General features: G+C 73.3%; 23 protein-coding genes. 12 read left to right on the top strand and 11 right to left on the bottom strand.

Annotated elements, in window-relative coordinates:
- Window positions 1–35: 35 nt before the first annotated feature.
- From IE096_RS28145 to IE096_RS28125, 5 genes are all read left to right on the top strand, one after another.
- Complete coding sequence (locus IE096_RS28145) at window positions 36–803, top strand: SDR family NAD(P)-dependent oxidoreductase (RefSeq protein ID WP_189456435.1); 768 nt, start codon at window positions 36–38, stop codon at window positions 801–803.
- Window positions 804–992: 189 nt separating this feature from the next.
- Window positions 993–2,417 (top strand): MFS transporter, encoded by a 1,425-nt coding sequence (locus IE096_RS28140; protein ID WP_189456433.1) that lies wholly within the window; start codon window positions 993–995, stop codon window positions 2,415–2,417.
- Complete coding sequence (locus IE096_RS28135) at window positions 2,414–2,851, top strand: MarR family winged helix-turn-helix transcriptional regulator (protein WP_189456431.1); 438 nt, start codon at window positions 2,414–2,416, stop codon at window positions 2,849–2,851. The genes IE096_RS28140 and IE096_RS28135 overlap by 4 nt, the downstream gene beginning before the upstream one ends.
- Before the next feature lie 52 nt (window positions 2,852–2,903).
- Complete coding sequence (locus tag IE096_RS28130) at window positions 2,904–3,467, top strand: hypothetical protein (RefSeq protein WP_189456429.1); 564 nt, start codon at window positions 2,904–2,906, stop codon at window positions 3,465–3,467.
- Between the two features lie 65 nt (window positions 3,468–3,532).
- Window positions 3,533–4,369, top strand: coding sequence for a DUF4097 family beta strand repeat-containing protein (locus IE096_RS28125; RefSeq protein WP_189456427.1), 837 nt, complete (start codon window positions 3,533–3,535; stop codon window positions 4,367–4,369).
- A gap of 12 nt (window positions 4,370–4,381) precedes the next feature.
- Here the strand turns inward: IE096_RS28125 and IE096_RS28120 are convergent, their stop codons facing one another.
- The 6 genes from IE096_RS28120 to lanL all read right to left on the bottom strand — a co-directional run bounded on the left by IE096_RS28120 (window position 4,382) and on the right by lanL (window position 13,462).
- The gene (locus IE096_RS28120; protein ID WP_189456425.1) at window positions 4,382–5,044 is read right to left on the bottom strand and encodes an HAD-IA family hydrolase; all 663 of its coding nucleotides are present in this window, start codon (window positions 5,042–5,044) and stop codon (window positions 4,382–4,384) included.
- Between the two features lie 61 nt (window positions 5,045–5,105).
- Entirely contained in the window at window positions 5,106–7,832 is a 2,727-nt protein-coding gene (locus IE096_RS28115) for an NACHT domain-containing protein (protein WP_189456423.1), read from the bottom strand.
- Between the two features lie 150 nt (window positions 7,833–7,982).
- A complete protein-coding gene (locus IE096_RS28110) occupies window positions 7,983–9,302 on the bottom strand; it encodes a diacylglycerol/lipid kinase family protein (protein ID WP_189456421.1) in 1,320 nt (439 codons plus the stop codon).
- Window positions 9,303–9,451: 149 nt separating this feature from the next.
- On the bottom strand, window positions 9,452–10,537 hold the full coding sequence (locus tag IE096_RS28105; RefSeq protein ID WP_189456419.1) for a lanthionine synthetase LanC family protein: 1,086 nt from the start codon (window positions 10,535–10,537) through the stop codon (window positions 9,452–9,454).
- A gap of 88 nt (window positions 10,538–10,625) precedes the next feature.
- Window positions 10,626–10,757 carry a hypothetical protein gene (locus IE096_RS31910; RefSeq protein WP_268248359.1) on the bottom strand — a complete coding sequence of 44 codons (132 nt, stop codon included), beginning with the start codon at window positions 10,755–10,757 and terminating at the stop codon, window positions 10,626–10,628.
- Window positions 10,758–10,762: 5 nt separating this feature from the next.
- Window positions 10,763–13,462, bottom strand: coding sequence for a class IV lanthionine synthetase LanL (lanL, locus tag IE096_RS28100; protein WP_229820666.1), 2,700 nt, complete (start codon window positions 13,460–13,462; stop codon window positions 10,763–10,765).
- 257 nt (window positions 13,463–13,719) lie between these two features.
- On the opposite strand from lanL, the gene IE096_RS28095 reads away from it, so the two are divergent.
- Window positions 13,720–15,018 carry a phosphatase PAP2 family protein gene (locus tag IE096_RS28095; RefSeq protein ID WP_189456461.1) on the top strand — a complete coding sequence of 433 codons (1,299 nt, stop codon included), beginning with the start codon at window positions 13,720–13,722 and terminating at the stop codon, window positions 15,016–15,018.
- 59 nt (window positions 15,019–15,077) lie between these two features.
- On the opposite strand, the gene IE096_RS28090 is transcribed toward IE096_RS28095, so the two are convergent.
- Together IE096_RS28090 and IE096_RS28085 are read right to left on the bottom strand one after the other, a co-directional pair.
- Window positions 15,078–15,296, bottom strand: a complete 219-nt coding sequence (locus tag IE096_RS28090) for a hypothetical protein (RefSeq protein WP_189456417.1) — start codon at window positions 15,294–15,296, stop codon at window positions 15,078–15,080.
- 111 nt (window positions 15,297–15,407) lie between these two features.
- Entirely contained in the window at window positions 15,408–16,136 is a 729-nt protein-coding gene (locus tag IE096_RS28085; protein WP_189456415.1) for a tyrosine-protein phosphatase, read from the bottom strand.
- Between the two features lie 131 nt (window positions 16,137–16,267).
- On the opposite strand from IE096_RS28085, the gene IE096_RS28080 reads away from it, so the two are divergent.
- The 6 genes from IE096_RS28080 (at window position 16,268) to IE096_RS28055 (ending at window position 20,543) form a co-directional block, all read left to right on the top strand.
- Window positions 16,268–16,678 carry a DnaJ family domain-containing protein gene (locus IE096_RS28080; RefSeq protein ID WP_189456413.1) on the top strand — a complete coding sequence of 137 codons (411 nt, stop codon included), beginning with the start codon at window positions 16,268–16,270 and terminating at the stop codon, window positions 16,676–16,678.
- Window positions 16,679–16,747: 69 nt separating this feature from the next.
- The gene (locus IE096_RS28075; RefSeq protein WP_189456412.1) at window positions 16,748–17,212 is read left to right on the top strand and encodes a hypothetical protein; all 465 of its coding nucleotides are present in this window, start codon (window positions 16,748–16,750) and stop codon (window positions 17,210–17,212) included.
- A gap of 116 nt (window positions 17,213–17,328) precedes the next feature.
- Window positions 17,329–18,255 (top strand): pseudouridine-5'-phosphate glycosidase, encoded by a 927-nt coding sequence (locus tag IE096_RS28070; RefSeq protein WP_189456410.1) that lies wholly within the window; start codon window positions 17,329–17,331, stop codon window positions 18,253–18,255.
- Window positions 18,252–19,160 carry a carbohydrate kinase family protein gene (locus IE096_RS28065; protein WP_189456408.1) on the top strand — a complete coding sequence of 303 codons (909 nt, stop codon included), beginning with the start codon at window positions 18,252–18,254 and terminating at the stop codon, window positions 19,158–19,160. The genes IE096_RS28070 and IE096_RS28065 overlap by 4 nt, the downstream gene beginning before the upstream one ends.
- Before the next feature lie 65 nt (window positions 19,161–19,225).
- A complete protein-coding gene (locus IE096_RS28060) occupies window positions 19,226–20,002 on the top strand; it encodes an N-acetyltransferase (RefSeq protein WP_189456406.1) in 777 nt (258 codons plus the stop codon).
- A gap of 133 nt (window positions 20,003–20,135) precedes the next feature.
- Complete coding sequence (locus tag IE096_RS28055; RefSeq protein ID WP_229820664.1) at window positions 20,136–20,543, top strand: ATP-binding protein; 408 nt, start codon at window positions 20,136–20,138, stop codon at window positions 20,541–20,543.
- Between the two features lie 96 nt (window positions 20,544–20,639).
- Here IE096_RS28055 and IE096_RS28050 read toward each other — a convergent pair whose 3' ends face one another.
- The 3 genes from IE096_RS28050 to IE096_RS28040 all read right to left on the bottom strand — a co-directional run bounded on the left by IE096_RS28050 (window position 20,640) and on the right by IE096_RS28040 (window position 22,841).
- Complete coding sequence (locus tag IE096_RS28050) at window positions 20,640–20,840, bottom strand: hypothetical protein (RefSeq protein WP_189456402.1); 201 nt, start codon at window positions 20,838–20,840, stop codon at window positions 20,640–20,642.
- 98 nt (window positions 20,841–20,938) lie between these two features.
- The gene (locus IE096_RS28045) at window positions 20,939–22,042 is read right to left on the bottom strand and encodes an alpha/beta hydrolase (protein ID WP_189456400.1); all 1,104 of its coding nucleotides are present in this window, start codon (window positions 22,040–22,042) and stop codon (window positions 20,939–20,941) included.
- A 283-nt stretch (window positions 22,043–22,325) separates the two neighbouring features.
- Complete coding sequence (locus tag IE096_RS28040) at window positions 22,326–22,841, bottom strand: GNAT family N-acetyltransferase (RefSeq protein WP_189456398.1); 516 nt, start codon at window positions 22,839–22,841, stop codon at window positions 22,326–22,328.
- Between the last annotated feature and the right edge of the window lie 249 nt (window positions 22,842–23,090).

The following is a 23,090-nucleotide window of genomic DNA, read 5'->3' as shown; positions in this document are numbered from 1 at the left end:
CATCGCCATATGTGAGCCATGTGTGAGGAGGCAGGGTGAGTGACACGTCCGACGCGCCACTGTCGGGGTGCGCCGCGCTGGTGACCGGCGCGTCGAGCGGGATCGGGGCGGCCATCGCTCTCGCCCTGGCCCGGGAGGGCGCGGGAGTCGCCCTCGTGGCCCGTCGCGCCGAACGGCTGGAACGGGTGGCCGCAGAGATTCGCCACGAGGGCGGCACGTGCGCCGTCCTCCCCGCCGACCTGAGCGAGGGCGCGCGGGCCCGCGGTGTCGTCGAGGACGGCGTGCGGCACCTGGGCCGGCTGGACGTGGTCGTCAACAGCGCCGGTTACGTGGCCCGGGGCGCGGTCGAGGCGGGCGACCCGCAGGAGTGGCAGCGGATGGTGGACCTCAACTTCACCGCCGTCCTGAACGTCTCGCGCGCGGCCCTGCCCCATCTGGTGGGCGCGGCCGGGGACGGGCGGCGCGGGGTCGCCGATCTCGTCACCATCAGCTCGGTGGCCGGCCGTATCGTCCGCAAGAACAACAGCGTCTACTCGGCGACCAAACACGCGGTCGGTGTCTTCAGCGAGGCGCTGCGCCAGGAGTTGACCGGCCGGGCCGTCAGAGTGGGCCTGGTGGAGCCCGGCTTGACCAGCACGGAGATGACGGCCGGCGAGGGCTGGGAGCCGGTCGCGCCCGGCATGCCCCGGGAGGCGTGGCTGCGCGCCGAGGACATCGCCCGGGCCGTCGTCTTCATGGTGACCCAGCCGCCGCACGCGGCCGTCAACGAGATCATGGTGCGGCCCACGGCGCAGGAGCCCTGAGCGCCGGGGCCCGTCCCGCAAAACGCCATCCCGCAAAGCGCTGTCGAGCGGCGCGCCCGGAAGGGCGCGCCGCTCGACGGCGTTCTTCCTTCAGTGGGCCGCGGCAGGAAACCAGTACGTCCGGACCTCCATTGGTTGTACTCTTTAAATGATTAGATTTATTAAACTAACCTGACCCGGGAGGTCGGTGTGACCTCGGAGTTGCCCTCAAGCCGCCGTTGGCTCGTCCTCGGCATCTGCTGCTCGGCCCTGTTGCTGGTCAGCCTGGACAACACGATCCTCAATGTGGCCCTGCCCTCCCTGCGGACCGATCTGGGTGCCTCGGTCTCGGGGCTGCAGTGGACCATCGACGCCTACGTCGTCATCCTGGCCTCGCTGTTCATGCTCGCGGGCTCGACGGCCGACCGGTTCGGCCGGCGGCGCGTCTTCGTGGCCGGTCTGGCGCTGTTCACCGCCGGATCGGCCCTGTGCAGTCTCGCGCCCGGCCTCGGCTGGCTGATCGCCTTCCGGGCCGTCCAGGCCGTCGGCGGCTCCATGCTCAACCCTGTCGCGATGTCGATCATCACCAACACCTTCACCCGCCCCGCGGAACGGGCCCGGGCCATCGGGGTCTGGGGCGGGGTCGTGGGCATCAGCATGGCGGCCGGGCCCATCATCGGCGGCACTCTGGTGGAGTCGGTCGGCTGGCGCTCGATCTTCTGGATCAACGTGCCCGTCGGGCTGGCGGCGCTGGTGATGACCCTGCGCTACGTACCGGAGTCCCGTGCCCCGCGGCCGCGCCGCTTCGACCCGGCCGGCCAGCTGCTGATGATCGTGCTGCTCGCCTCGCTGACCTACGGGATCATCGAGGGCCGTGCGGCGGGCTGGGGCTCCCCGGAGATCGTCGGCTGCTTCACCCTCGCCGCGGCCGCTCTCGCCGCGCTGATCGTCCATGAGAACCGGCGCTTCGAGCCCCTCATCGAACCCCGTCTGTTCCGCAGCGCGCCGCTGGCCGGAGCCACGGCCACGGCGGTCTGCGCGTTCGCGGCGCTGTCCGGCTTCCTGTTCCTCAACATGCTGCACCTCCAGGAACGGCGCGGCCTGTCCGCTCTGGACGCGGGTGTGCACATGCTGCCCATGGCCGCCATGTGCCTGGTCTTCGCGCCGCTGTCCGGACGACTGGTGGGGGCGCGCGGACCCCGGCTGCCGCTCGTCCTGGCCGGGGTGACACTCACCGCCAGCGGTGTGCTCTTCGCGGCGTTCGAGGCGGAGTCGTCGGACCCGCTGCTGTTCACCGCCTATGTGCTCTTCGGGATCGGGTTCGGGCTGGTGAACGCGCCCATCACCAACACCGCCGTCTCCGGCCTCCCGCACTCGCGGGCCGGGGTGGCGGCCGCGCTGGCGTCCACCAGCCGACAGGTCGGCACGTCGCTCGGTGTCGCGGTCATCGGCGCCACGGCCGCCGCCGGTACCGGGGTCACCGGCTGGTGGATCGTCACCGGCTGCGGACTGGCCGTCCTCGCCCTCGGTACGATCACCACCGGCCGCTGGGCCGCTCGGACCGCCGAGCGCGCCGCGACCGGCCTCGACCGCAACAGCCCCGACCGGACCAGGACCTCGGTGACGACCTCATGAGCACGCAGGACGAGACAGCACGACGGGCCTGGGACAACCTCCGGGAGATCGTCCTCGGCGGCAACGAGCGCCGCAAGGAGGTCGTCGAGGCGCTCGGCATGAGCTTCATCCGCATCAAGGCGCTGCGACGGATCGCCAAACGCCCCATGACGCTGCGGGAGCTGGCGGAGGAGCTGTTGACGGACCGGCCGTACACGACGCTCGTCGTGGACGACCTGGCACGGCAGGGTCTGGTCGAGCGCTCGGAGAACCCCTCGGACCGGCGCTCCAAGATCGTCTCGCTGACGCCGGAGGGGCGTGCCGCCGCGGAACGCGCCGACGCCATCATCGGCAAGCCGCCCGCGGCACTGCTCGCCCTGCCGGACGAGGACCTGGCGGCGCTGGAACGGATCGCCGGGCGGGTGGCGAAGCTGTCGGCCGATCAGCGGCGCTGATCGGCCGACAGGGGCTTTGCGCATGGCGCCATCCTGGCACCATAATGACGTCATGGACTTGACGCCCTATGTCGACGATCTTCATCGCCAGCTCGCGGTCGCCGCGGAAGCGGGTGGTGAGGAAACCCGGGCCCTGGCCGAGCGGCTCACCGCGCCTCTGGAGTCAGCGGCCCGGCTCACGCTGCTGAACGCGCTCTCCGCCGCCATGGACGAGGTCACCCGTGACCTCGCGCCCGGTTCGGTCGACGTACGGCTGCGCGGGCTCGACCCCGAATTCGTCGTGACGCCGCCGCCCGCTCCGGAGACCTTCGAGGACGGCCTCGCGCGCGGCGGCGACATGGGCGGCGGCCGTGGCCCCGCCCCGCTGCCGCCGGCGCCCGCCGCGGCCACGATGTCCGCCGAGGGCGACGAGGGCGGCACCGCCCGTATCAACTTCCGCCTTCCCGCGCCCCTCAAGGCCCGGGTCGAGGACGCCGCCGGGCGGGAGGGCCTGTCGGTCAACGCCTGGCTGGTACGGGCCGTCGCCGCGGCCCTCGAGCCCGCCGGCGGCCCTGCCCGGCCCGCCGGGCGGACGCGCCACGGGAACTCGCAGGGCTTCACCGGCTGGGTGCGCTGACCACGCCGCGCCCCGGCCATTCCGGTTCTTCCCTCATCCACCACAGCCATGAGGACGGCACAGCCATGCCTGTTTTCGACACTCCCGAACCGATCACCGTGACCGTCGAGTTCGAGGTCGGCACCGCCCGGATCAGCGCGAGCGAGCGGACGGACACCGTCGTGGAGATCCGGCCGGCCAACAGTGCCAGCGACACCGACGTACGCGCCGCGCAGCAGACCGACGTGACCTACGCCAACGGCAAGCTCTCCGTCAAAGGTCCCCGGAAGCGCTCGCCCTTCGGCCGGCCCGGCTCGCTGGAGGTGAGCGTCCAGCTTCCCTCGGGCTCACAGCTGCAGGCCGCCTCTCCCCTGGGCGACTTCCTCTGCGAGGGGCCCCTCGGCGACTGCCGGCTGAAGACCTCGGCGGGCGACATCCGCGTCGAGGAGGCGGCCGCCGTCAGCCTCAAGACCTCCCACGGGGACATCCACCTCGGCCGTGCCACGGGGGACGCCGAGATCATCGGGGCCGGGCGCGTCGAGGCCGGCCGGCTCGGCGGCGCCGCGACGGTGAAGAACGTCAACGGCGGGACGACGATCGACGAGGCCGTCGGCCATGTGAAGGCCCACGCCTCCAACGGACGCATCAGCATCGGCGTCGCGCACACGTCGGTCGACGCGCGCTCGGCCAACGGCGCCATCCGGATCGACGAGGTGGTCAGCGGCCGGGTCACCCTGGCGACCTCCGCCGGGGACCTGGAGGTCGGCGTCCGCGAGTCCACCGCCGCCTGGCTGGACGTCAAGACCAACCTGGGCGCGGTGCGCAACGACCTCACCCCCTCCGACAGCCCCGAAGGTGCCGCGGAGACCGTCGAGGTCCGTGCCCGCACCGCCATGGGCGACATCACCATCCGCCGCCCCTGACCACCCCTCGAATCAGGCTCGTACCGCGATCTCGACCTCGAGCCGGCCGTCGTGCGTGACGTGGGCGGAGACGGCGGTGAGGTCCTCGACGATCACGTCCGCTTCGAGTTTCTCCGCCGGGTGGGTGGTGGTCAGGGCGATGGTGGTCATGCCTGCCGCGCGCCCGGCGGCCAGCCCGGCCGGCGAGTCCTCGACGACGGCGCAGCGGGACGGGTCGACGCCCAGGCGTTCGGCCGCCAGGAGGAAGGGGTCCGGGTGGGGCTTGTGGCGGGTGGTGTCGTCGGCGGTGACGAGCACCTCGGGCAGCATGCCCAGGTGCCCGAGCCGGGCCCGGGCCACGCGGCGGGCGCCGGAGGTCACCACGGCCCAGCGGTGCGCGGGCAGCGAGGCCGTGAGCCCGTACGCTCCGGGCACGGGGGTGACGTTGCCGGCCCGGGCGTCGGCCACCTCGGCGTCCTCCAGACTCCGGACCGCTTCGGCCACCTGGTCGGCGGGCAGCAGGTCCGCGATGATCGCGGAGGCGGGACGGCCGTGCACCGGGACCCGTGCCATCACCTCGTCAAGGGTCATGCCGCGAGACTCGGCCCATCGCCTCCATACGCCGCGGGCCACCGAGCGCGTGGAGACGACCGTGTCATCGCTGTCGAATAAGAGGGCGTCGATCGGAAAGCGCATGGCCGGGAGCGTACCGGTGCCGTTCCGGCGCGCAGGAACGTGGCGGTCCGGTGAAGGGGGCTCAGCTGCCGGACGGGCCGAATTCCTTTTCCCATTGGGCGAAGTCGTTCCTCGTGTCGCCGGCGTGCGTCTCGCGTCGGCGGGGGCCGTCGCCGGGGACGGACGGGAAGGCGGGCGGTACCCAGCGTTCCGCGGCGCAGTCCCGCAGGGCCTCCTCGACCGCCGGGGGCAGGACGGGCCGGCGTCCGATGTCGCAGACGAGGCGCCAGGCCCCCTTGTCCCTCGGGGCGCGGAGGCCGTGCGGCGCGTCGGGGTGGAGGCGGACGTGGATGCCGTACGTGCCGGTCTCCGCGTTCCTGCCGCGGGTTCTGCGGACGGTGACTTCCGCGACGTGGGTCCAGTCGAAGCGGACCTCTCGCTTCGGGGTGGTGAGGCAGGAGATCCGGTGGGGTGATATCCGCAGGTCGGCGGTGCGGCGTGGCAGGAGCCAGGACAGTCCGGAGAGGATGCCGCCGAGGCCGAGGAACAGGGCGGCGGGGGCGCAGAGCCGGGCGGGCTCGCTCGCGCCGTCGCGCAGCGCGACGCCCAGGGTGAACAGGGCGGCCGGTGGCAGAGCCGCCTTGACGGGGGCGAGGGTGCCCCTGCGCACGGTGAGCCGGAAGGCCCAGCCGCCGTCGGACGTGGCGGTGATGCCGTCCTCCGCGAGGAGCCGCTCGTCGTACAGGGAGGTGGAGCGGTTCCGGAGGCCGGTCGAGGTGCTGATCGCGAGCCGTTCCTGGAGCCAGGCGTTCCGGAACTGATAGGTTCCCGCGACCTGGCGCAGGACGCCCTGGCGGTGGGCGTCCTGGAGGAAGCACATCAGCGCCCAGGGGGCCTGGCCGGTCAGTGCCAGGGTGGTCCGGGCGAGCGTCCAGCGGCTCCACGGGCTGATCAGGATCAGCATCCCGGCCGCGCCGAGCCAGGTCACCAGCGCGGCCGCGTAGGCCATGGACATGTCGTCCGGCCCGTAGTGGAGCACGCCGGACGCGATGCCGAACAGCGGGCCGATGACGAACAGGGCCCGGGTGACGGCGGCGTGTTCGGCCCGCAGCAGGGCGCGTGGGGTGGTCGCGTTCTCGTCGGCGTCGGAGGGCGCGGTGAAGAGCACGGCGACGGCGAACGCCGCCGTGACGCAGCCGGCGCCCAGCCAGTACAGGCCCGGCGCGGCGGTGTGGAGCACGGGTACTTCGAGGCCGGCCGCGAGGGGGACGGCGAGCAGGGCGGCGGACAGGGCCCGGAGCCGTGTCGTGTGCCGCCAGGCGGAGCGCGCCGCCGCCACCGGCCGCCGCAGGCTCACCGTTCGTCTCGGCTCGCCGAAGCGGTGATCGGCGTACCAGGTCCGTACGAGCAGTTGGGTCGCCATGCCGGTCACCACGCCCGCGAACAGTGCCGTCGAGATCTGCAGCGGCACCAGGTTCGCCAGCAGCCCCGTGCCACCGCCCGACGCTTCGCGGACGCGCCGTCCGAGGCCGGTGGCCAGGGCGGACAGCGCCACCCCGAGGAGCACGAGGGCGGGGAAGGCGGCGAGGCGGGCGGCGGGGGTGCGGTGCAACCGCCACCAGGCGAGTTCGGTGGTCTCCTGGGCCTGTAAGTGGCGGGCGAGGGCGCCCAGGTGGCGTCGCGCGTGGGAGGGGGACCACCGGCGCGGCGGGTCCAGACGGTCCTGGGAGGGGATCTCCCCCGTGAACACCGACGGGACGAACTGGTCCAGCAGGTGGTCCTCCACGGACCGGCGGGAGGGGAAGCGGACCCGGTCGGTCAGTTCGGCGGGCTCCGACCAGGGGCGTGCGTAGACCGTACGGGCCAGCGACAGCATGAGGGGCGTCGACAGCGCCCCGGCCAGTGGTCCGTCGGGCCGCTCGCGCACCTCGGCGAACACCGGCTCCCAGCGCGGGGACGCGTCCGGGGCGGCGCTGTGGGTGAGGTAGGCGACGGCGGCGGTGGCTGTGACGGGGCGCGCCTCGATGACGGCCGTGTGCCCGAGCACGGTCTCCGGGGAGAGGGCGTCGAACTCGGCGGTGCGGGAGGTGATGATCAGGGGTCTGTCGTACAGGGCGCGGTTCAGTGCCTTCACCGCCGCCGAGCGGCGGGCGCCGGGCATCTCGTCGAGCCCGTCGAGCACGGGCAGCAGCACGGACCCGCTGGTGCTCCACAGCTCGCGGGCGGGGTGCCGGCCGCCGATGCGGGGCAGCCCGGGGTGGTCCTCGGCCAGCCGGCGGGTGAACCACGCGCCGAACTCCTCGCGGTCCGGGTCCCAGGAGGTCAGCGAGAGGAGGACCGGCACGGGGAGGCCCTCGGTGCTCGCGTCGCCGGCGCGGCCCGCCAGCCGTCGTCTCAGGAGCTCCATGGTGAGCAGGACGGCGAGCGTGGTCTTGCCGGAACCCGCGGCTCCCAGGAGGGCGAGACGGCGCTTCGGCAGCGTGAGGAACGCGGTGAGCAGGTCGGCGAGTTGGTCGGCCCGGCCTCGTAGGTCCCCGCCGGTGTTCGCTGCGTGGTCGGCCCGGCGCCGCCGGGGAGCCCAGCGGACCGCCATCGCGGCCCGGTCCCCGCCCACGTCCCAGGCCTTGGCCTCCTCCCGCCACTGCCGGTAGACGGCCTCGGCGAGGGCGTGCGCCGACCTCTCCGGCGGTGTGGCGGACGGCGGCGCGTGGACGTGGATCTCGCCGAAGTTGTCGCGGAACTGAATGACGATGTCGGCGGTGCCCTGGAAGATGTTGTTCACGTCGCCGCCCGGCTGGCCGTCGGCCATGGCTGCCACCTCGAGTCCATGCGGTGCCCGGCGTTGGCCTGACGGGAGGGGGCCGGGCGAATGCGGTCACTCTACAACTCTCCTGTTCGGGCGAAGGGTTGAACAGGCGGGTTGAACAGGTCGACAGCTCGATGGGGCGGAATGGCCCGTTCAGGGTCGTCCTGTCGTCGTGGCCAGGGCGTACAGCCGCCGCCAGTCCAGGCGGGGCTTGGCCCGGGGTACGCCCGGGCGGCGGCGCGGGACGCGTACGCGCAGGGCGCCGGGCTCGATCGCGCAGCGTACGGGGGCCGGGAGGGTGAGGGCCTCCCCGTCGACGCCGACGCTCACTTCGGGTGTGTCGGCCTCGATGACCGCCTCGCGGGTGGTGAGGAGCGTGAGGCCCGGCGAGTCGGGGGCGAGCAGCAGGTCGGCCGCCTGCGCGGCGGTGTCGACCTTGACGCCCAGCAGGCCCAGGACTCCGCCGTCGAGCCGGTCGCGCCGGCCGAGGCCCGCGCTGTCGCCGACGCGGTAGGGGTTGTTGCTCACGAGCACGGCCTGCGGGGCGTCGATCGTGTCGCCCCCGGCGTGGACGCTCAGGTGCGGGCCGGTGTGCCGGGACAGGGCGTCCGGCAGCAGCCGGAGGATGGTACGGATCTTGTCGTCGCGGTAGGCGCGGCTGCGGACGATGGTCGCGTAGGCGCCGAACGAGGCGTTGTTGACGAAGGCGCGGTCGCCGACGCGGCCGAGGTCCACGCGCAGTTCGACGCCGTCGGTGAGGGCGTTCAGGCACGCGACGGGGTCGTCGCGGTCGAGGCCGAGGTCGAGGGCGAAGTGGTTGCGGGTTCCGGCCGGGAGGACCATGAACGGCAGGCCGTGCGCCGCCGCGACATCGGCCACGAGTGCCTGGGTGCCGTCGCCGCCGGCCACCCCGAGGAGGTCCGCGCCGTCGGCGGCGGCCCGGCGGGCGAGAGCGGTGACGTCCTGGTCGCCGTCCGGGTCGAGGAGCACGACGCGCGCGCCCAGGGCTTCCGCCTTCTCCCGCAGCCCGAACTCCCCGACCTTCCCGCCGCCCGAGCGCGGGTTCATGATGAAGTACGGGCGCGAGGGCGGTGCGGCGGGGTGTTCCCGGGCCGTGGTCGAGGGACTGCCGGCGCCCAGCGCGGTCCAGCCGGCGGAGGCCGCGCCGGCCCACAGCACGAGGCACAGCAGGACGAGCCACAGCAGCCCGGCGGCGGTGTAGAGGACGATCGCGGCGACGGGGGCGGCGACGGCCAGCCCGGCCGCCAGGACCCGTACCGGGCCGCGCCGGGCGGCGGTCCACCACAGGCCCATGACGAAGGCGACGAGCGCGGCGGCCCCGACGCCGAGCAGCAGGAGGCTTCTCGGTCCCGCGATGACGAGCAACAGGATGCCCGTGCCGGCGGCCGCGATCGCCAGGCGCGCGAAGCGGCGTCGCCTGATGGTCTCGTGGGGGTCCTGAGCACCGTCCATCGTCTCTCCCGTCCACGTCGGTCTCGGTACCACTGTCGGTGTCGTCCAGGGTGTGGGCCCTGCCGCCATTGGACGACGTCGCCCCTCGCCGCGCCAACACCACGGGGAGCGGGAGGCCCCCGACGGCGGGCGTACGGGAGCGGAGCGCGCTACGCGAGCAGCAGGGCGCGGTCCCACGTGGGCTCGGGGTCCGTGGCCGCCGCCAGCAGGGCGAGGGCCACGCCCGCCGCCCCGTCGAGGAAGCCGGGCTCGTCGGGGCGTGGGAAGCGTGTGGCCGCCAGCCCTTCGACGGCCTGGGTGAGTTCGGGGTCGCCGGTGTCGTGGGCGAAGCGCGCGGTGATGTGGAGCAGGCCGGCCAGGCCGTGGCACAGGCCGGGGTCGGCGTCGACGCGGCGCGCCGCGGCGGGGCGCCGGTGGACGGCCTTGAGCGCGCGTACCGCGAGCTCCCGCGGGGCCGCCTCGCCGAGTGCCGTCCCCGCCAGCCAGAGGGCGCGGGCGATGCCGGGGCTCCCCCGGCACCACGAGGCGCGCACGGGGGTGCCCGTGGTCGGGCCGGTCCAGTTGGGGCCCCACGGGTCGTCGGCGCACCGTTCGGTGAGCAGCGCGGCGTACCCGGCGACGGCTTCGCGCTGGCCGGGTACGGTGACGCCCTCGCCGAGGGCCAGTGCCAGCAGGGCGAGCGGTCCGGACACTCCGTGGGCGATGCCGCAGTCGGGTGGGGGCCGGCGGCGCGAGAGGGCGGTGAGGACGTCGCGCAGGGCGGCCAGTGAGGCGGGGTCGTGGTGCCGGCCGAGGAGGTGGGCGCCCGCTCCGGTCAGTCCGGAGACGAGGTCGACGGCGCGCTCCGGAGGGTCGTCGCCGAGCTCCTTGGCCCGTCGGGACGCTTCGGTGACGACGTGGGTGTGCGCGGTCGGCAGGTCGTGTCCGAGCACCCGCGCGGCGAGGGCCAGGCCGGCCGCGCCGCCGAAGAGGCCGGCCGAGGCGCCGGTCCGCTCGTACTCCCGTGCCGCCGCGGCCAGGTAGTCCTCGGCGGGCGTCCTCCAGCCCCGGCCGGGCAGGCAGCGGTCCAGCTGGTGGTAGGCGAGGGCCAGGCCGGCGGCGCCGGCGGCGAGGTGGGGGCGTACGCGGCGGGGTACGCGGTGCGGGCGGGCGGCGGACAGGACGCGGGCGAGAGTGGTGGCGGCCGTGGCCGGGGACAGCAGGGGGTGCCATGGCCGACCGGGCGCGCCGGTCATGTGTCCTCTCCTCCTCCGTCCGGTGGCCCGGGGGTTCTGTGCGGCCTCCGTCTCCGGTGGGTGGCCGCACAGAACGGTCGGGCGGGCGTCAGCCCTTGCAGCGCGGCCCGATCTCGGTGCACTGGCCGCTCGTGTGGTCGGTGTCGCAGCACATCGCGGGCTCCAGAGCCTGTTCGTCGGTCTCCGGGAGTTCCTGGAGCTCCAGGACCATGTCCTCCATGGGTATCACCTCCTCTCGGGTCGGTCCGGGTCGGGTGACGTGTGGTCGGTCCGGTCGGCCGTCCAGGGCCGGCCGCCGCCGTGTTTGAGGCGCAGCAGGAGGTCCAGGGCTCCGGCCAGGCCGACGTGGTAGCTCACGCAGAAGTCGCGGAGGGTGTCGTCGGGGACGACCAGCCGGCCGTCGCGCCGGGCGGCCCGTGCGTGGAGGCAGTAGGCGGCCTCGGCGGCCCGGGTCCGGTAGGTGTCGTCGCCGGTGATGTCGGCCAGGTCGAGGAGCAGCTGGGCGTTGCCCGCCACGCCGTGGCAGGTGCCGGTGCCGAGCCGCCAGCGGTCCCGGTGGGCGGCGCGCGCCGCCAGCTCGGCGTGCTCGCGGAAGCGGGGCTCGCCGGTGGCCTGCCACAGCCGGATGAGGGCGGTGCCGATGCCGGAGGCGCCGTGGCACCAGAAGTCGAGGCCCATCCGCTCGGTGCGGCCCGGCCCTTTGGGCCAGACGGCGATGTCGCCCCGGCGCTCGGCGAGCGCGCACAGCGCGTATCCGCCGCCGATCGCGATGTCGACGAGTTCCGGGCGGTCGAGCTCGCGGCCGGCGGCGAGCAGGAACGCGGCGTGGCCCGCGACGCCGTGGCCGAAGCCGTACGAACCGGAACCGGCGAGTTCGCGGCGGTGCGGCGGGCCGAGCGGCCAGTCCACTCCCCCGCCGGTCCGGTCGGCCTCGCCGGTGAGGCGGATCACGCTGTCCGCGCAGGCGGACGCCCGTTCGGCGAAGCGCTCGTCGCCCGTGGTGCGCCACAGGCGCAGCTGGGCGAGGCCGGCGCCGGAGAGGCCGTGGCAGATGTCCGGGTCGGCACGGTCCAGGGGGATGTCGAGGGCGTACTGCCGGGCGCGGGCCGCGAGGCCGGGGTCGTCGAGTGTGCGTGCCGCGTCGTGCAGCGCCCAGACGGTGCCGGAGCGGCCGAAGTAGAGGCCGGGCAGGATCCGGCCGGGCAGGGCGAGTCGCGCGTCGATCCCGTGGGCGGCCGTCCGGAGCAGGGGGGCGAGGGCGGGGGCCTCACCCGTGCGGACGGCTTTGTCGAGTACGGCGAGGACGCCCGCCGCTCCCTGCTGGAGGTTGCAGGGGTCGCCCTCGGGCAGGGAGGCGGGCCTGGGCCACAGGTGCGCGGCGGTGGGGTCGGGGTCGACGGTCGCGGCGATGTGGGCGAGGCCGTCGCCGAGCAGGCGGTCGAGGTCGGGGCCGGTGAGGGCGGGTGACGGTGCCGGGGGCGGGTCGGCCGGTTCGGCTCGTAGGAAGGCGGCAGCCGCCTCCAGTGGCCGGCGGGCCGGTGGGTCGGCGGTGAGGCCGAGGACGAGGGGCGCCAGGGCGCGGAGGGCGGGGCAGTCCGGGGCGGCGGCCGCGACGAGCGTCGCGAGGCGTTCGCCGGGCGGGCGCGCGGGCGGTGTGTCCGGGGCGAGGACGGGGTTGATGCCGGCGGTGGCGTGCAGCAGGGTGACGCCCAGGCTGTAGCAGTCGGCCTCGGGGCCCGGTGCGGGGCCGGCCTCCGGCCGGGAGAGGTGTTCGGGCGCGGTGAAGCCCTGGGTGCCCAGCACGGGGGCCTTCTCCCCGGTGCGTACGGCCCCTTCCAGGTCGACGAGGACGGGCGTGCCGTCGGGCCGCACGATGACGTTGGTCGGCTTGAGGTCGCGGAGCACGAATCCCGCCGCGTGCACGACGCCGACCAGGCGGCTGAGGTCGCGCGCGAGCCGCCAGGCGTCCGCGACCGGCAGCCGGCCGCCGTGGTGCGAGGCCCTGTCGGCCGACCACTGCTGGAGGTTCTCGCCGTCGATCAGGTCCTCGGCGAGGAAGAGGTGTCCCCCGGCCTCGAAGACGCCGTGCGGGGCGGGCGCGACGCCGTGCGGGGCCAGCAGGGACAGCACCTCGGCCTCGTGCCGCAGCCGGTCCCGGGCGTCGGTCCCGCCGGGCTGGGCTCCGACGTGCGGCCGGGCCTCCTTCAGGAGGACGTCCCGGCCGGTGTGCCGGTCCCGGGCGCGGTAGACGCCGCCGCGGTTGGAGTGGCGGATCGCTTCACGGACGAGGTAGCGGTCGGCGAGGAGGACGGGGCCGCCCCGGGAGCGGGGGCGTTCGGGGACGTCGTCGAAGGGCGGGCGGGCCCAGGCGGGCGGGGAGAACCAGGGGTTGCGTTCGTCGGTGACGTACGTGCCGTCGGGTGCCCGGAGCCGCCCGCGGTAGAAGCCTTCGTCATCGAGCTCGCGCGGCGGGGAGAAGCAGCCGTAGCGGTAGTGGACCAGGCTGCCGGGGCGGTACCGCCGGTCCGAGAGGATCACGGGGCCGGCGAGTCCGAGGGTGGCTCGGTGCAGCTCCTCGGCGAGGGTGCGCAGCTGCTCGTCGTCGGCGGGGTACGCGGTGAGGAACTTGCCGGAGTGCGGCCTCGGGGCCCGTACCGAGGTGAGGTCGGCGGTGACGCGCGGCGACACGGCGAATTTGAACGCGCAGCCGTGCGCCACGAGGACGCGGGCCGCGTGCTCCAGCACCTGGGGGGCCGATGCGACGGTCGCCGACACATGGAGTTTCCACCCCTGTCGCCGGGGGCGGTACCCCGGTGGCGCGAGCACGCACCACGTCTCGCCGTTCCTCATGCTCCACGCGGAGCGCTCGGCCCCGAGGATCCGCGTGGCGATCGACTGGTAGCTCGCCCGGGGGCCCACCGTCACGCCGTCAGAATGGCACGGGCCCCGACCCCGGGCAATGGTCCCGGCGGTGGGCGCGGCCATGACCGGCGAAGCCACCCGTATCGCACCAATGGCATGATCGGACTCTCGACGAGCGCCCCCTCGCCCGTCCCGCACCGGAAGGCCACGCTGTCCGGCACGAAGAGTGACCGCTTCAAACAACGTCTAACAAATCGGCCAAACAATTGATATCTATAAACCACAGAAGTGAGTTCGCCGCGTGGCGTCGGCCACGGGTGATCCTGTGGGCCACGGCGGGTGTGGTGGCCCTCGCATTCCTCATCGCGCTGGAGATCGTCGCCCGTCGCTGCGCCGGCGTACCGGGGCCGATCACCAATCAGGCGAAAGAGGTGATTTTCGCCCCCAAGCCGGGGCCGCTCTACGGCGGTCTGGCGTTGATGATGGTGGTGCTCACCTGGCGGCAGCGGTTCATCGCGGCCGGTGTCGCGGTCGGCATCGACGTCGTCTTCGTGCTGGTGCGGTGGGCGGTCGGCGCCGACATGTCCGACGGCCGTTACTTCGGCAACGGCGCGTTGTGGGTGATGCTGGGCTGCGCCGTCATCGCCGTCACGCGCCGCACCGGCCGGGAGCGCGTCCTGCTGCTGCAGGGCGTCGGGCTGGGCCTGCTGCTGGTGGCCGGTCGCAAGACCGGCGACACCTGGCTGCTCATCACGTCGAAGACCCGCCCGACGGTGCTCGACCCGTACGTGGCGACCGCCGATCACGCGCTGGGCAATCCGTCGTGGCTGGCGGGCCGGCTCCTCAAGGCCACCGGCCCGGTCGGCGTCCACGTCCTCGACCTGGTCTACGCCCAGCTCGCGGTGGCGGCGGTCGCCGTCGCGCTGTACCAGCTGCGGAACGTGGCGGCCGAGCGCCGCTTCCCGAGCCACCACCTGGTGCGCACCTTCCTGGTGATCGGCCTCCTCGGGCCGGCCATCTACATGATCTTCCCGGTGGTCGGGCCGATCTTCGCGTACGGTCCGGGCACCTCCGGCACCGGCGGCCTGCAATGGGCGGTGGCCGACCTGTGGCCGCACACTCCCCCGCCGATCGGTGCCCCGCACCCGGTGCCGTACGACGGGATCACCCCGCGCAACTGCATGCCCAGCCTCCACACGGCGTGGGCCACCGCGATCTTCATTCATTCCCGCAAGGGACCGCGAGCCCTGCGGTACGCGGGAACGTTCTGGCTGATCGCCACGCTCAGCGCGACCCTGGGATTCGGCTACCACTACGGCGCGGACCTGATCGCCGGTGTGGTGTTCTCGCTCACGATCGAGGCGGGCCTGCGCTCGCTCGACCGCGGCTGGGACCGGTCGGGAGCCCGGCTGGTCGCCTACGGCGCGACGGTCTTCACCGCGCTCCTGCTGTCCTACCGCTATCTGCCGGTGGAGATGGCCGAGCACCCGTGGCTGGCCGGACCGCTCCTCGTCCTGGCGATGGCCTCGGTGATCTACGGCTATGTGCGGACCACCAGGTCGTGGGAGCCGAAGGCCGTGCCGGCGCGGCGACCGGAACCGCAACTCGAACTCGTGTGAGTCACTGCCGACGTCAATGACGACGGGAGCCACCTGCCCTGCCGGGCAGGTGGCTCCCGTCATTCGGGCGGATCACTGCTGGGGGACGACTCCCCGCGGTGGCCCCAGCCGAGGATGTCCTGCTCGGGCGCGGGCTTGTAGACACTCCGCGTCGTCTCCTCCGCTTCCTTCCCGGCTTTTACCGCCGCCCTTTCCTTCTTTTCCTGCTTTTCCCGCTGCTTTCGCTCGTGTTCGGCGGCGCGGGATTCCTTGTTTCCCCATTTCGGCAGTCCGACCATGGCGGGCCCCCTCTCACATCGGGCTTCCGCGACAATTTCAGGTTCACACGGGGGCGCGGGGCGCGCATCCGGCCACCGCGGCGCCGTCGGCGACACCGGAGGCCGGGCCGCTCAGGGTGTCAGGAGCTGTCCGCGAAGCGCCGACACCAGGTCGTCGTCGACACCGAGCCGCTGTGCGGCGTAGCCCCGGATCGACCCGTACCGCGCGGTCAGCTCGGCCATGAAGAGGCGCATGATCCCGGCAGGCGCGCGACCGTAGGCGGGCCATCCGAGCGTCAGATGCGGATAGCCGGCATGCCATTCGGCGACCAGGTGTTCAGTGGCCACCCCGGTGAGGGCGAAGTCGGCGGCGATGTCGTCCTCGTGCACGCCGATCAGGGCGAGCACCAGCATGGCGAACAGGCCGGTGCGGTCCTTGCCGGAGTGGCAGTGGAAGACGAGCGGTCCGGTGTCACCGGCGACGATCTCCAGGGCCCGGCGGAGCTCCTTGACGCCGTCGTGTGCCACTTCGGCGTATCTGTCGGCGAGGTAGCGGGCGGGTTCGACATCGGGGCCCAAGGCGGCCTGGTCGTAAGGGCGGTGCTCGATGCTCAGGTTGTGGTAGGCGAGCGAGGGGTGGTGCGGGACGCGTCCGCTGCGTTCGGCCTCCCAAGGGTGTCTGAGGTCGATCACGGTGCGGACGCCCAGCGCGAGGAAGCGGTCCCAGTCCTGGTCGCGCAGCTTGCCCAGCGAGTCCGAGCGGAACAGCCTGCCCCACCGGACCGTGCGCCCGTCGGCGGCCGGGTAGCCGCCGAGGTCCCGGAAGTTGTGGAGGCGATCGAACGTGATGTGTCTCCTCACGCCGCCACCCTACGGCCGGGCGTGCGGGCGCCGAGGCCCGTTCCCGCGGCGCGTCTGGGATCCTTGGGGTGACAGGCGGTGTGCTGGACACGGGTCGTGGGCGGGGGCGCCGCGGCCGGGAGGAGCGGACTGTGACCGACCGTAAACCCCGTGTGTCGGACTTCGAGTCGTGGGCGGACAAGCAGATCCGGGAAGCCGAGGAGCGCGGCGACTTCCGCGACCTGCCGGGCTTCGGCAGGCCCCTGGCGGGCATCGACCGGCCCTATGACGCGGACTGGTGGGTCAAGGAGAAGATGCGCCGCGAGAACATCTCGTTCCTGCCGCCGACGCTGGCGTTGCGCAAGGAGGCGGAGGACGCCCTGGCGGCGGCGGTGGCGGCCCGGAGCGAGGAGGAGGCGCGCAGGATCGTCCGCGAGATCAACGACAAGATCGCCGCGTCTCTCCGCAGGCCGCCGCCCGGGCCGCCGCTCGGTCTGCTCCCGTTCGTCATCGACGACGTCCTGGCCGCGCGGCGGGAGAAGCGCGGCGACGGCCGTCCGTGACGTACCGCTCCCGGTCGGACTCGACGTGGTGGACAGGGTCGGCACCCGCACCCCACTAAGATCGTTCACTTGTCCGACCAGGAGGAAACTTTGCGCAAGATCATCACGGGTGCGGCTCTCGCCCTGACCGCGACTCTGCTGACGGGATGCGGCAGCGACGGCAGCGGCCCGGCGGCCGCCGACAAGCCCGCGACCTCCGCGCAGCCGAAGGCGAAGGCGGAAGGCGGGAGCGGCGAGGTCAAGCACGAGGTGACGCTGGAAGTCCTCGGCAGCGGCACGACGTCGGTCTACTACAACCTGGACACCAACAAGATGGAACAGGTGCAGCTGCCCTGGAAGAAGACCTCGACCATCACCTTGACGACGGACGCCGAGAAGAAGGTCGGCCTGTTGGTGTCGGTCGTCCCCGGCTCCGTCCACGGCCCTGACGGCATGCTGCACGCGGCGCCCTGCGTCATCACCGTCGACGGGAAGAAGGTCGCGGACAATCAGGACGGCAAGTCCGACAAGATGTGCGAGTACAAGGTGAAGTGACGGTTCCGGTCTCCCTCCGCCCCGGGAGGCTTCCGCTGCCGCGAGGCTGGGAACGGTCTCTGCGACCAGGAGGCCGGTGCGCGGTAGCGCGCGGGGTGTGGCGGAAGGGGCTTGCGATGGCGGAGGAATCGGCTCGGGAGCCGCTGGTCGTCTCGGACGAGGTCCGGGAGGCGCTGGACCGCGGCCGGCCGGTGGTGGCCCTGGAGTCGACGATCATCTCGCACGGGCTGCCCCGGCCGCGGAACCTGCGGGTGGCGGAGGAGCTGGAGGAGCTCGTACGGGCCGGCGGTGCCGTACCCGCGACCGTCGCGGTGCTGGACGGGCGACCGCACATCGGCCTGGACGAGGCGCGACTGGCGCGGGTGGCGGGCGAGGACGGGCTGCGCAAGCTGGGGAGCCGCGATCTGGCGCCCGCCGTGGCGGCGGGGGCCAGCGGGGCGACGACGGTGTCGGGGACGGCGTTCCTCGCGGAACGGGCCGGGATCCGGGTGTTCGCGACGGGCGGCCTGGGCGGCGTCCACCGCGAGTGGGCCGAGACGCAGGACGAGTCCGCCGATCTGCGCCTGCTGGCGCGGACCCGGATCGCGGTGGTGTGCGCGGGGGTGAAATCGGTCCTGGACGTGCCCGCGACGTTGCAGCGCCTGGAGACGCTGGGCGTGGGGGTGCTGGGTTTCCGGACGAGGGAGTTCCCCGGCTTCTACCTCACCGGCTCCGGTGTGCCGGTCGACTGGACGGTCGAAACGGCGGCCGAGGTGGCGGACGTGCTGCGCGCCCAGGACGCGCTGGGTGGCCCGCCCTCGGCTCTCGTCGTCGCGAACCCCGTCCCCGTGGATCAGCAGCTGGACCCGGCGCTGCACGACCGGGTGCTGGCCGGGGCGCTGGCGGCGTGCGCACGGGAGGGCGTCACCGGGCAGGCGGTCACCCCGTTCCTCCTCGACCACCTCGTCCGGCATACCGACGGCGCGTCCTTGGAGGCCAACGTGGCGGCGGTGCGCGGCAATGTCCGGCTGGCGGCCGAGATCGCCAAGGCGTACGCCGCGTGAGGGGCGGCGGGTCCGGAGGGCTGCTCGTCGTCGGCGATGTGGTGACCGACATCGTCGCCCGCCATCGCTCGCCGCTCGCGCCCGCGACCGACACGGCGGCCGATATCGCCACCCTGCCCGGCGGCGCGGGGGCCAATGTGGCCTGCTGGGCGGCCCGTTCGGGCGCCGAGGACGTCCGCCTCCTGGCCCGGGTGGGCGCGGAAGAGGTGGACGCGCACGAGCGCGCGCTCCGCGCGGCCGGGGTCCGGCCGCGTCTGGTGGCCGATCCCGCCGCGCCGACCGGCACGGTCGTCTGCCTGGTCGGCGCCGACGGTGAGCGGACGTTCCTCACCGACAGCGGCGCGGTGTTGCGTCTGTCCACCGCCGACTGGGACGGCGAGCTGCTCGCCGGGGTCGGTCATCTGCATGTTTCCGGCTATCTCTTCTTCGCCGATGCCAGCCGCGCGGCGGCCCGGCTGGCGATGGACGCGGCCCGCGCCCGCTCCATACCGGTGAGCGTCGACCCGGCGTCGGCGGGTTTCATCGCCGGCTTCGGTACGGACCGTTTCCTCGCGGCGATCGCCGGAGCGGACGTCCTCCTGCCCAGTCATCACGAGGCTGCGCTGCTCACGGGGTGTTCCGGGCCGGCGGACGCGGCGGCCGAGCTGAGCCGGCGCTTTCCGCTCGTGGTGTCGACGAGGGGCGCGCGGGGCGCGCTGGTGGCGGCATCGGGCGCGGTCGTCGCCCGTGTGCCGGCCAGGCCCGCGACGGCTGTGGACACGACGGGTGCGGGTGACGCCTTCACCGGGGGTTTCCTCGCGGCCCGGCTCGCGGGCCACGGCCCGGTCGAGGCCGCGCGGCACGGCTGCCGGACCGCCGCCGAGGCCGTCACGGTCATCGGCGGCCGACCGCGCGACCCGGGATGACCGGAGGGACGGCGGCGGTGAATTCGCTGGCACGGCGGGTTGCCCCTGTGACAGGGTGCGCTGCCGTGAGAGATATCGACAGCATCACGATCACGACACTCGCCGAGCGCCCGGCGCTGATTCCCCGGATCTACGAGATCGACGACACCTGGCCGGTCTTCACCGCCCACGAGCCGGTGGTGGGTGCCCTGTTGGGCCGGGTGCCCGAGGACTTTCCGGAGTACTGCGTCGTGGCGACGGACGCGGCGGACGGCGACCGTGTCGTGGCGCGCGGGCTGAGCGTGCCCTTCAACGCCTCGCTCGACGGGCGCGAGGAGACGCCGGACCAGGGGTGGGACCGTGTCCTGGTGTGGGCGTCCGACGACCGGCACTGGGGCGTCTCCCCCACGACGGCGAGCGCGCTGGAGATAACCGTGGACAGGGAATACCTCGGCCGCGGTCTGTCCTCCCGCATGCTCACCGCGATGCGGGAGGCCGTCGGCCGGCAGGGCCACGACGTGCTCCTGGCTCCCGTGCGGCCCACGGCCAAGCACCTGGAGCCGCGCGTCCCCATGGCCGACTACGCGCTCCGGCGGCGCGACGACGGCCTGCCGGCCGACCCGTGGCTGCGGGTGCACGTGAGGGCCGGTGGCGTCATCGAGAAGGTCGCTCCGGCGTCGATGACGGTCAGCGGCTCCCTGGCCGAGTGGCGGCGGTGGACCGGTCTGCCCTTCGACCGCGACGGCGACGTCGAGGTGCCGGGCGCGCTCACCCCCGTGCGCTGCGACATCGCGCACGACCGGGCGGTCTACGTCGAGCCCAACGTCTGGGTCCGGCACCGCACCGGCGGCCGGCCGGGGTGATCGAATGACCGGACGCCGTTCTTTACTGTGGTGGAGGGAATGGGCTCGCGGCCTGCCCCTGTGACGTGTCCGGTGTCGTCTCCTGCTCGTTCTTGTCGTGGAGGCTCTTCCGTCGACGATCGAAGGAGTCATGATGCGACGAGTCCTTGCGACGGCCGCCCTGGCCGTGGCCGCCCTGGGCGCGGGTGCCGTCGGGCCGGGGGCCACCGCGTACGCCGCCCCGCTGCCCACCGGGCTCGACCTGAAGGGCGTCACCATGGCCGATCCCGGCAATCTGGGGTCGGCGGTGGACGAGGCCGCCCAGAAGTCGACGAGGGTGATCGGCGACGCCGGGGGCGGTGCCGTCGGCAAGGTGGTCCCCGCGGCCGGCCGGACGGGCGGTACAGCCGTGAAGTCGTCGACGTCCGCCGTCCAGCAGACCGTCGGCCGCGCGGCGGGGTCGGCGGGCGAGGCCGTCGGTGAGACCGCGAAGGCGGCCACCAAGGACGGCCCGCCCTTCGGGAGGCTGGCGTCCGGAGGGCTGGGGCACCTGCCTTCCTGACGGCTGCCCGGTGGCCTCCTGACGGGTGCCGCCATGACACGGGGTGACCGCCCCCGGCCGGTCCGCGCCGGGGCGCTCCGGACCGGCCGGGTGGGGTTACGGGAGGTCGTCGAGGTCGTCCCGGTCGTCGCCCAGCTCATCGTTCAGGTCGTCGTTCAGCCGCCGGCTCCGCTCGTCCTGCTGCCCGCCCTGCACGCTCTGCCGGGACTGCTCGCGCTGCCCCAGCGTCTCCTCCGTCATGTCCTCGACGTAGTCGCCGTTGTCGCGGTACGGGTCGCGTTTCCTGCTGCTGTCCATGCCGTGCTCACTCCTCGACGAGACGGGCGGTGGGCGGCTTCGCCCCCAGCAGCCTCACACGCATCCGCTCGGCGTGCATGTCGGCACCGGTGCGCGGGTCAGGTCGTGGGGCCCTGCATGTGCTCGCTGATCCACTGGATGAGGCCCCCGGCCTCCATGTTGGGGACGTAGGAGGCCGCGTTGTGCTGGCCGCCGACGTTGATCCGGTACTTGGTCTTGATCGGGCCCTTGTTGTCGCCGTACTTGGCGAGGAAGCGGTCGATCGGGGGCTTGACCGGTTCGTTGGAGCCGACCTGGAAGGCGAGGTAGACCTCGGGGCCCTTCTTGGCGATGAGGCGCTGGGCGAGGACGTCGGAGTTGTTGTCGGCCTTCTCCTTCTCGTGTCCGGCCCACAGGCGGGAGTCGGGGACGATGTCGGGGCCGGAGGCGATGACCGCCTTGAACTGGTCGGGCTTCTGGAGGACCGACTTCAGGCCCGCGGAGGCGCCGGTCGAGGAACCCATGAAGGCCCAGCCGTCACGCGACTTGATGGTGCGGAAGTTCTCCTTGATGAGCTGGGGAACGTCCTCGGTGAGCCAGGTGCCCATCTTGGGCTGGCCGGGGATGTCGCTGCCGTCCCAGTAGAGCCCGGCCTTGGGGTCCTTGGGGTCCTTGTCGTGGTTCTCGGGGTTGAGGACCGGCATGGCGATGATGAAGGGGAGGCTCTTGCCTTCCTGGGCCCACTTGGAGATGGACGCCTCGAGCTTGAGGTCGGTGCCCATCCAGTAGTTGCTGGGGTACCCGGCGCCGCCGGGGAGGGCGATGAGGACGGGGAAGCCGCTCTTGGCGTACTTCGGGTCGTCGTACTCCTTCGGGGCCCAGACCCAGACCTTGCCTTCGAAGCCGGACTTCTTGCCCTTGTAGGTGGTGACGGCGATCTTGGTGCCGTCCTCGGGGACGGTGCCGGAGATCTTGAAGCCGGCGCTGGGGCCGAGGGGCATCTGGGCCTTGGAGCCGGGCGCCTGGTCGCCGTTCTTGCCGTCGCCCGACCCGCCGAAGGAGATCGCGTCGCCCTTGTCCGTGAACGGGGGTATCTCGTAGTAGGACATCACCGGCCAGGCGATGAGCCCGAGCGTGACGACGGACGCCCCAGCGATCACCCAGCGTTTGGCGCGGGAGGGACGGCGCCGGGCCTGGTAGGTGGTGGGCGACTGGTACGACATCGGAAATCCTTACTGCGGTGGCGACAAAGGCGCGGATACTGCTGGATTGCTGTGACATCTGTAAGGAGTGGGCCCGTCCGGCAGCGGGTTCCGGCTGTCACAGAATGATGATGTTTCCCCGGGCCTGACGCGTGGCGTGGCCGTCACGGGGAGTGCGGGGGCGGGACGCCGGCCCCTGCTTCGAGGGTAGACGGCCGGCTGTGCGGGGTCCCCGAGCACCCCGTCACAGCCGACCGGGTCCTTGGACCTGGACCTTGGGACCGCGGGCCCTTGGATCAGGCCCTTAGATGCCGAAGGGCGCCGCGTAGCGGACGGTGCCCGCCGGCAGCGGGTGGGCGTCGTCCAGGGCGAGGGCCATCAGCGCCTCGTCGGGGACGTCGATGGTCAGGCCGATGCCATGGGCCGAGGCGCGCCCGAAGCCGAAGCGCGGGTAGTACGCCGGGTGCCCGAGGACGACGACGTAGCGCTCGCCCATCTTCCCGGCCGCCCGCAGCGCGGCGCGGACGGCCGCCGATCCGGCGCCGCTCCTCTGCAGCCCGGGCCGCACGGCGACGGGGGCCAGGCACAGGGCGGGGGTGTCGCCGATGTGGCAGCGCGTCAGCAGCGCGTGACCGACGGGTTCGCCGCCCTCGTCGGTGGCGACGAGGGACAGGCCGTCGATCCAGGACGGGTCGGCGCGCAGGGCGTCGACGAGGTCGGCCTCGTCCGGGGTGCCGAACGCGGTGAGGTTGATCTCACGGATGGCGGGAATGTCGGCGCCGGTCTCGGCGCGGGTGTGCCACTGGTCGTGGATACGCATGACGGAACGAGAATCCGTTTCGTGTGGGAGTTTCTACGGGAGGACGGCCTCGCGAGCTCACGCTCTCGGCGAGGCGGAGGGCCGGGTCAGGCCGTCGCCCGGGACGTGAGGGCGGTCCGGGCGCCGCGCTGTGCGGTGGCCATGAGCACGGTCATCAACCCCACCTCCCTTTCATCCTCACACTTGACCAGCGGAAACGCCTCGAACCTAGCACGCGCCGGCCGCTTCGTCCTTCGATTTAAGGAAGGG

Source organism: Streptomyces abikoensis (assembly GCF_014648775.1).
Classification (GTDB): domain Bacteria; phylum Actinomycetota; class Actinomycetes; order Streptomycetales; family Streptomycetaceae; genus Streptomyces; species Streptomyces abikoensis.
This window is presented reverse-complemented; position numbering and strand designations above follow the sequence as displayed.